Below are 8,848 nucleotides of genomic sequence, written 5' to 3' on the forward strand. Positions count from 1 at the left end.
TCTACCTTTCTTTCGCTCTGCTTCTATGATTTTTCTGCAATTCTTCCAACACTTCGGGCGGTATTTTTGACAGCAGCCGCCCCATCTGCTCGTTGGTTCTCTGCAATTCAAATATCTTCTGATTCGCTTTCTGCACCTTTAGTTCCTGCTCGTACTTTTCATCACGCATACGCCCCGCATAGTCTGATTCCTGCCCAATTCTCTCTTTCAAACTGTCGATATACGCCTGCTGTTTCCCGATTTCCTTAGAGAATTTCTCCACGTCTGGCAGCCATGCAGAGAGTAAATCTAACGCTTTATCCCTTTTCTTCCCTGCGTTAAAGGCGTTGATGTCGGATAGGGCAGACACGATTTCTTCATACTGTTTATCAAGCCTGCCGCCTAATTTATAGAGCCATGTGGGGACGTGTTTCCGCTTGGTTTCCATTGAGGACTGCCCCCGTTCAAGCTGATTCCACCGTGAGGACATCCGCTCATGGTAGGCGGTCTGCCACTCGGATAATGATTTCTGGTTGCCTAAGATAGCTTTCGCTGACAGCTTATTGTCTGGCGTAATCGGCACAAAGCAGAGGTGCATATGGGGCGTTCTCTCGTCCATATGGACGACAGCGGAGAGGATATTCTGCTTTCCAACACGCTCCGAAATGAAGTCAAGAGCCGTCTGGAAATACGCTTTTTGTTCTTCGGGCGGTAACTGGTTCATAAATTCTGGTGAAGCTGTGATGAGCGTTTCCACCATCATCACGCTGTCTTTCCTTGTCCTGCACCCCGCTTCGGCTACCATGCGGTTAATCTCTTTCTTGTAGGTGTACTTTGGTGGTGCTATGAGATGGTAATTGTTTTTAGAGCGTTCCATATCTATATCTGGGTTGCTTTTGTAGGCTTCTTTCTTCCGCTCGTTGTGGCGTTCACAAGCCGCAACGCCGCCCGCTTTTCGTTTCTGGAAACGCAGGATTGCATAAGGCATAGGCGGATTCCTCCTTTCTTTCGGCGGGTGACCGTCCTTTGGGGTGACAGCGGTGACGGTGGTGACAGCAGTTTTGGGATACCCCCTGCCGACTGCCGCAACTGTCACCCTCACCCCCTGCATGACGGTCATGTCGATGATGACGGTGTTTTTGGGATACCCCCCTCGCAAGAGCCGTCACCGTCATGCCGCCATTCTTTTATCCGAAGCCGTAAGGCGTAGGATAGCAGGGCACAGCCCTGCCTTAAGGGAGTCCAGAGGGAACGTCTGGCACACGACTTTGCAGGGCAAAGTGTAGTGTGTTACACCCTGTAAACGCAGTCGGAAAAATCGGAATGATTTTTCTGACCGCAGGGGTGGTTTTACACGACCGAAAAGGGCGAGTAAATCTCACGCCTGCATTTTGCGTTTACGGGGTGTTCTCCCGTAGGGATGACAGCGGCAGGGTATCCTAAAATCACTGTCACCACCGTCACTGCTGTCACCCGCAGGGCAGAGCCGCCAGCTTTACATGGCTTTAAGCGTCAATGACAGTAACAGGGGGGTATCCTAATATCGCTGTCACCACCATCACCGCTGTCACCCGCCCTCCTTGCAAGGGCAATCCGCCTGCCGTCTTTCCTGCGGCTGTACTGGTAGCAGATACGGTTCTCGCTTAAAAATGTGGTGCGGTATTCATTCAGCCATTTCGTAATCACCGTGGGTATGGTTTCCGTTTCCCCCATAGCGGCTAACAGTTCCGTTGCCGTGCCTATCCATTCTTCCTTATCCCTCATAAAATCCACCAACCGAAAAAGGACATCTGGTATCGTTTCTTTCGCAAGCTGCTCCTGCGTTTTCCGCTCCACAAGCTCCCAACGGCAATCACGGAAACGCAGCGTGTATTCCTGATAAGGCGTGTCCCTGCCCGTCACATACAGCTTGGCGGTGTCAGACGCACGTTTCTCCTTTTCCAGAACAAAGGTAGCGTCCGCACTCCCCGTTAATCCTGTCGTCCCAGACACCTTGTTGAACACGTCGCTGTCATTCTGCTTTCGGATGTGGTGTACGACAATGACCGCCAGAGAGTGCCTGTCGGCAAAGTCTTTGATGAGGGAGATGTCCCCATAGTCGCTTGCATAGGCATTGTCTTTTGAAGCTGTACGGACTTTCTGCAAGGTATCAATGACAATGAGCCTGCTGTCTGGGTAATCTTTCAGATAATCTTCAAGCTGCACGATAAGACCGTCTGACAGCTTGCAGCTTGCCACGGCAAAGTGGAGCCGCCCGCTTGCTTCGTCCGTCAAACGAAATAACCTGTCCTGTATGCGGCAGAACGTGTCCTCAAGGCAGAGGTAAAGCACATCGCCCTCCATTGTCGGCATATCCCATAAAGGGATTCCCTGCGACACGCATAAGCATAGCTTCAGCATGAGCCAGCTTTTGCCTATCTTCTGTGAGCCGCAGAACAGCGATAAGCCTGTCGGGATAAGGCTGTCCACCACAAAGGATGGTTTCTCAAGCGGTTCATAAAGGAGCGTTTCGGCGTTGACTGTCTGTAACTTCTGCATGGCTTTCCTCCTTTCGGGCGGTGTCTTTGTTTTCGTTGCACATAGGCGTTGACCTCCTTAAAAATAGATTTACTCCCACGGAAAAAAGTGAGAGTATGTAATGCCGCCAATCCCACACAAATAAAAAACAGATTTCTTTTTCGGGCGGTGTCGGTCACGGTTGGAGATATTTCTTCAATTTCCGCCTTTACTTTCTCCTTTGCAATCGCAACAGATTTCTGTATTGCCGAAGCGGTGCAATGCTCCATAGCGGCGATTTGGTAAAAATTGAACTCATACTCGTAGTAGAGCAGGAAACGCCGCCTTTGTATCTCTGGAAGGCTCCCAACCGCCTTATAGAGCGTTTCATTCCGTTCTTCCTCAACCATGCGTTCATCAAGGCTCTTAGGCACACGCAACGCCCGTCTGTAAAGGGTTTCGTCCCATACCTCGTTAAACTCCCTGTGCCGCTCGTCCCATTAGAAAAGATTCCTGTTCCTGCGCTCCATCTGCCGAAACTCCATAAAGAACTGTTCCGACACTTCCAACTCGTGGGATTTGCCCTGCCCGTCCTTAAAGCTGATAAAATACCTTGTGCCGCTTTCCGTGGATTCCTCCCGAAGCGTGTATGCCTTAACCCTGTATGCCATCCTGTTGTCCTCCTGCAAAAAATGAGTGAGGGGATTTCCATCCCTCACCCAGTAGCCCGCAGGATGGCAGGCTGTTTTAGAAGCTATAAAATTTTCCGCAGCTTCTTCCGCAGATGGTCTAACCTCGCATAGATGGCACCAGTCGTCAAATGCACAAGCGGGGCAATCTCCTTTGTGGAATACCCCTGCATTTTCAGCAGGACGATTTTCAAGGTACGCCCGTCCACCGTGACTAATACTTGATAGAGATTTTCGCTCTCAATCTCTTCCAGTAACTCCGCAACCGTACCCACTTCCGCCTGCCGCTCCCTGCCTGCCATGTCCTCAAGATATTCCGCAACGTCATTCGTCCATCGGTAAAACCGCCTGTTGGAATTGAAGTCTGCCCTGTCCGCCATGCGTATCTGCTCAATGGTCGCTTCATCAACGCCGCACTCACGCAGCAGCTTTTCCTCCGCTTCTTTCCAGATACGCCATTTCCTGTCCTCCCGTCCGTGGTTGTATGCCATTCTTACTTCCTCCAATCAGAATTGATTGAGAGGGCAGAGAAAAGCCCCCTCATCTTCCCAAAGGAAAAAACAAGGGGGCTGAACGCCTTAAATTTTAATTTTCTATTATCTTTCTTAGTTTTATTAGGATTCTGGCTTTGCGTTTGTTTACAACGCTCTGGGTTATGCCCAACCTCGCCCCGACTTCACGCTCGGAAAGTCCGTCAAAAAAGATTGCCTGTATCAGCTCCTGTTCACTATCCGACAGCAAAGGCAGGGCGGCTTTCAGCCTGTCCACCATGACCGCATTGACAACGGTTTCTGCAATGTCCACCGCTTCATCAGTGATAAAGTCCAGAGGATTCCCCTCGCTGTCCGTAAATCCGTCGAGAGATAGCAGTCTATTCTTTGTATCTAATTTTTGCAGATAACGCCACCGTTCCTTGTCACGGTAGAAGTCTGTGTATTGCTCCCTCACGACTTCAAGCAGACAGCCTTGAATGGGGATAAACAGCTTGTCCATATAGGTCTGGTCGGATTCCCTGCAACGGCAGAACTCCGTGTAGGATAATTCCACATAGCCGCCACTTTCTCTGATATATACCTTTCTTGGTGCATATTTCACCATAAATACCTCCCATCTGAATTTTTGAAATGTAAAAAATCCAGATGGAGAGGCGGAGAACGACACCGCATATCAGAAACAGCCCTACGGCACTTTCCAACAAAAATCGACAAAAGAAAAACCGCAAAGGCTCTGTGACCTTTACGGTTATAGGAAATAGTAATTCTATTGTATGGAGATTGTACTTCTACTTTCAAGGTGAGAAGTACCGTTGCACTGGCAGAAATTTTTTTAACTGGTTTCCTGCCGTTCTCTGATATGCTATGTATTGATAAATTTTGCTTCGTATGAGCAGATAGATAACTGCCCGAAAAAAGGACATAAAAAAATCCCTCCAAATTTAAAAACAAATTCAGAGGGTAATTTAGGGTATAACAAAATAACCCACCCGAATATCGTTTTTTTTATTTGGTGAGTTTGTTCTTTCAAATACGAAACAAATGCTCATGTACGGTAAAGTATCACAAGAAAATTATGTCGAATTGACAGCCGCCTCCGCTATACCGAATAAGGAAATAAAGAGTCCTCAAATTTTGCGCTACTAAATGAAGACGAGCGGAAGTAATCTCCCGCTCGTCAGTAAACTTAACTATGCCATATCAATCCCGCTTCTTTCCCGCCACCGGCACTAAGAACAGCGCGGGCAACAGCAGGAAAGCGGTACAGACCAGCCCCCAGGGTATGGACACCTGCTGGGCTACCAGCCCCACAATAGGCCCGCCGATGATCTGCCCGAAAGAGTCCAGCTGTCCGCTGGTGGAAAAGACTGTGGCGCGCATTTTCTCATCCACTTGGTCGTTCATCCAGGCGGCCAGCACAGGCTCCTTGATGGTGCGCATAAGCCCCGCCAGCAGGAACACCAACAACATGAACCAAAAGCTCCGCCCCACCGCGAAGAGAACCAGGAACAGGATATACCCGGCGCTGGTGGACATGACCACACTGGTTCGGCTGACAGTCCCTTTTTTCTCCATGCGGGCGATGAGCAACTGAGAAGCCAGAATACCTAAGCCGTTGCCGATAAGACTGATAACACCGAACCAAGTGACGCTGTTCAGCGGCCCGATAACGGGTATTACCGTGTCATCCAGAAAATGAGCGGTGGAGAGCCGGTCAAAGCCTTCACTGGCAAGTCCCCCGCATAGTGTGATTGCTAAGAGCGCCAGCAACACAGGTGCGCCTTTCACAAAGCCCAGGTTGAGCTTGAACAGGCAGACAAAGTCTTTAAGCAAGCCCTGCCGTTCCTCAATAGCAGGGGAGAAGTTGGTTTCTGGCATGATGCGAACCATCACCAGCCCCAACAACAAGCACAAACTGCCCCCCAAGATGAGAGGCATTTGCAGGTTTATGTTTCCCAGCAGTGTGCCCAGCACCACGCCCAGAACGCCGCCGATTTGCCCCATTTGACTGCCCCGCAGGAACACCTTGTCTATGGGTTTGTCCTCTTCCTCCGAGGCAATCCACGCCTCCAGAGCGCCGGTGATGAAGGTATCACCGCAACCCCAGACAACCTGGGCCAGCAGAACCGGCGCGAACCACGGTAGCGCACCCTCCATCAGAAAGCCCAGGCCGTAGAGGAACATTCCAATCAGCACCGAGCGCCGACGGCTATACAAATCCGCCACCACACCGGTGGGCATCTCGAACAGAAAGCAGGAGGTCTCCTGAACCGTCCCTACCAGGACAAGCTGGAAAGCATCCAGCTGCACCACCTCCAGGTGGTACACGATGGAAAGCACTGTGGACATAGAAACCGCCAGGGAACAGACAAATCGGAACAGCAGGTAGACAGAATATGCCTTTGAATTTTTAGCAAACATGAAGTTACATTCTCCTTTCAAATCTCATTTTATATGACTTTTGCAAGCTGTTAAGCTAACTTGTGGAACATATGCCGAACCTTATCTATACGGCTATTCGGGCGGCGGGGTTGGCAAATAAATTTACCAATAGCTGGCTGGTATCCTTTTAACTCTGTCAAGCAGACTCCCTGCCCATTTGTGAAATAAGTTAAATCGTTCCTGTATTCTTGAATACATCTAGCAGGGATTTCTCCTTTCAGAATGACCTCGTCATTCTTTATCTGAGTACTTACAATATCTGCACAATACCTTGGAGCATCATGATACGCCCGTGAGAGATATTCCTGCGGTGCATAAATTTCAAAGTGGAGATATGGCTCTAATAGTTCTGTCCCTGCTTTTTTTAAAGCCTGCTCCAATACGATAGGGGAAAGCAGCCGAAAGTCTGCGGGGGTACTTACAGGACTATAATACAATCCATATTCAAAACAGATTTTACAGTCTGTCACTTTCCATCCATACAGCCCCTGCTCGCAGCCATAAAGAACCCCCTCCATAACCGCATTTTGGAACGATTGATTTAAATATCCAAGTGAAACTCTGCTTTCATACTGCACTCCGCTTCCAATAGGGAGCGGCTCTATGGACAACCCGACAGAAGCCCAGAAAGGATTTGGCGGGACTTCTATGTGGATGGTATATTCTGCTTTTCTAAGCGGTCTTTCCATATATATAACAGTAGGCTCTTTTATTTCTGCCTCCACATGATATTTTTCCTCAAGGATGGCACAAATGACTTCCATCTGCACATTCCCCAAAAAAGAAAGTATAATCTCATGCGTTGTAGTATCCACATAATATTTTAAAAGAGGGTCGCCATCTGAAATTTCTGTAAGTGCCCCAAGCAATATTTCCCGCTGTTCAGGTTTCTTTACTGCAATCGTTGTTTGGAGCATAGGGAGAGGATTTTCAATAAATTTTCTCTGCGGCAACAGCATTTCGTTCCCCAAAATACTGTTTAGCTGCAAAACATCATTTGGTAAAATTACAATATCACCAGAGCAGGCTGTATCGGATGGATATAATTCACCGTTTGTCGGAACACACATCTCTGTGATTTTTATTTTCTCTTTTTCAGATATTCTAATAACATCCCTCAAATGCAATGTTCCGCTATATATACGCACATAAACAAAACGCCGCCTTTTCTCTGAATATTCAATCTTAAAAACCTGCCCGCATAATTCAGATTGACCTTCAGGCGTTGATGAATAAAATTTACTGGCAATCACTTCTATAAGCTGCCGAATCCCCAGATTGTTTTTAGCGCTTCCGTGATAAACGGGAAATAACGTTCCGTTTTGGAATCTCCTGTTTTCTTCCTGTTCCAGTTCTGACATTTTAAACGGTTTCCCTGACATATATTTCTCTAATAGTTCATCGTTTCCCATAATTACCGCATCCCACTGTTCCATATCGTCATTGTCCGTTACATTTATATGGGGATGCTGCCCAACCTTTTGCTTCACTATAATTTCCGAAGAAAGCTTTGCTTTCATTTCCCGATATACCATTGGCAAATCAATCCCCTCTTGGTCAATTTTATTGATGAAAAAGATTGTCGGAATCTTCATTGTCTGTAGTGCATGAAACAGTATACGGGTCTGTGCCTGTATGCCATCCTTTGCAGAAACTAATAATACTGCTCCGTCTAAAACGGATAAAGAACGGTATACTTCCGCCAAAAAATCCATATGGCCTGGCGTATCTATAATGTTGACTTTTACATCCTCCCACTGAAAAGATGTCACTGCTGTCTGGATAGTGATTCCCCTTTGACGCTCCAAATTCATTGTATCTGTCCTTGTTGTGCCTTCATCTACGCTCCCTAGTTCTGCAATTGCACCACTGGTATACAATAAACTTTCCGTTAATGTTGTCTTTCCTGCGTCAACGTGAGCCAGAATGCCTAAGTTAATTATTTTCATGTGATTTTCCTCCTATCAACACCCAAAAAAGGGCATAAAAATACCCAGTGATAAATACTCCTATCACTGGGTAAATAACTCCAATAGCCCCAAAACACTTATATGTTTTCGGGCATATAAAATTACATGATAAAAGTATTCTTAAACTGGGTACAAAAAACTAAGCCCCATATTAAAAGTGAAACGGGACTGCTACTTTTTGTTCCCACTATCAAATTGACAGTTTATTTAAGAATACCTTGCCGCATATTTATTAACTCCTTGTATAATACTGAATCTAATTATATTCCTTAACCCTTTATTTGTCAAGCTGACAAACTAAAGCAGAAAAAGCGGCAGGATTTCCCCCTGCCACTAATCATCTGTTTATGCAAAAATAATTTCCTTTTCCACAATCTCCCTCGCACAAGCCCTTATGTTATTGAGGCATCCTGTCCATTCTAAGGCGTTTTCTGCCTTTAGCTGTTCCGTTATGCCCTGTGCCTGTTTCATACCCTCTATGAGCCTTTCAAAGCGTTCCTGTGCCTGTCTGTTGATGTCGGCAAGGTAGGCGTTTAGCCTGCCGCTTGTAAGAAGATTGGTGTATGTAACTTTACGGTACTGTTTTAGATAATCTAAATGCCGTTGCCCCCAGATGCCTATTGCCTGTTCTTCTTCGGCGGGTACAGTTAAGCACGGTATCAAATAATCCCCTTGCCTTTCGTATTTGCCGCCCAGTTCCTCAAATAATGATTTTGCCATTGTCTGTTACCTCCACATTCTTTTTTATTTTGAATGTCCGCAAAATCCGTCCTACATC

At 47.1% G+C, this 8,848-nt stretch carries 7 protein-coding genes and 1 pseudogene; all 8 read right to left on the bottom strand.

The genetic code is table 11. From position 1 onward, the window contains the following. Nucleotide 1: 1 nt before the first annotated feature. Entirely contained in the window at nucleotides 2-967 is a 966-nt protein-coding gene (gene mobV / locus DXB73_RS02480; RefSeq protein WP_001820668.1) for a MobV family relaxase, read from the bottom strand. A 524-nt stretch (nucleotides 968-1,491) separates the two neighbouring features. Then, nucleotides 1,492-2,517 carry an AAA family ATPase gene (locus DXB73_RS02485; protein ID WP_001170964.1) on the bottom strand — a complete coding sequence of 342 codons (1,026 nt, stop codon included), beginning with the start codon at nucleotides 2,515-2,517 and terminating at the stop codon, nucleotides 1,492-1,494. A 154-nt stretch (nucleotides 2,518-2,671) separates the two neighbouring features. Continuing rightward, nucleotides 2,672-3,146 (bottom strand): annotated as a pseudogene (locus tag DXB73_RS02490) (sigma-70 family RNA polymerase sigma factor). 83 nt (nucleotides 3,147-3,229) lie between these two features. Then, entirely contained in the window at nucleotides 3,230-3,655 is a 426-nt protein-coding gene (locus tag DXB73_RS02495; RefSeq protein WP_000323895.1) for a sigma-70 family RNA polymerase sigma factor, read from the bottom strand. Between the two features lie 94 nt (nucleotides 3,656-3,749). Next, complete coding sequence (locus DXB73_RS02500) at nucleotides 3,750-4,259, bottom strand: sigma-70 family RNA polymerase sigma factor (RefSeq protein WP_105116765.1); 510 nt, start codon at nucleotides 4,257-4,259, stop codon at nucleotides 3,750-3,752. Between the two features lie 599 nt (nucleotides 4,260-4,858). Next, a complete protein-coding gene (tet(40), locus tag DXB73_RS02510; protein ID WP_109215034.1) occupies nucleotides 4,859-6,079 on the bottom strand; it encodes a tetracycline efflux MFS transporter Tet(40) in 1,221 nt (406 codons plus the stop codon). Between the two features lie 50 nt (nucleotides 6,080-6,129). Continuing rightward, complete coding sequence (tet(O), locus tag DXB73_RS02515; protein ID WP_117477955.1) at nucleotides 6,130-8,049, bottom strand: tetracycline resistance ribosomal protection protein Tet(O); 1,920 nt, start codon at nucleotides 8,047-8,049, stop codon at nucleotides 6,130-6,132. Between the two features lie 366 nt (nucleotides 8,050-8,415). Beyond that, nucleotides 8,416-8,790 carry a TnpV protein gene (locus DXB73_RS02520; protein WP_001129922.1) on the bottom strand — a complete coding sequence of 125 codons (375 nt, stop codon included), beginning with the start codon at nucleotides 8,788-8,790 and terminating at the stop codon, nucleotides 8,416-8,418. Between the last annotated feature and the right edge of the window lie 58 nt (nucleotides 8,791-8,848).

Source organism: Clostridium sp. OM05-6BH (genome assembly GCF_003481635.1).
GTDB lineage: Bacteria > Bacillota > Clostridia > Lachnospirales > Lachnospiraceae > Butyribacter.

Excerpts from the sequence above, each read along its gene's own strand:
- DXB73_RS02485 (WP_001170964.1), bottom strand. The coding sequence starts at position 2,517 with ATGCAGAAGTTACAGACAGTCAACGCCGAAACGCTCCTTTATGAACCG.
- DXB73_RS02520 (WP_001129922.1), bottom strand. The coding sequence starts at position 8,790 with ATGGCAAAATCATTATTTGAGGAACTGGGCGGCAAATACGAAAGGCAA.
- mobV (WP_001820668.1), bottom strand. The coding sequence starts at position 967 with ATGCCTTATGCAATCCTGCGTTTCCAGAAACGAAAAGCGGGCGGCGTT.
- DXB73_RS02495 (WP_000323895.1), bottom strand. The coding sequence starts at position 3,655 with ATGGCATACAACCACGGACGGGAGGACAGGAAATGGCGTATCTGGAAA.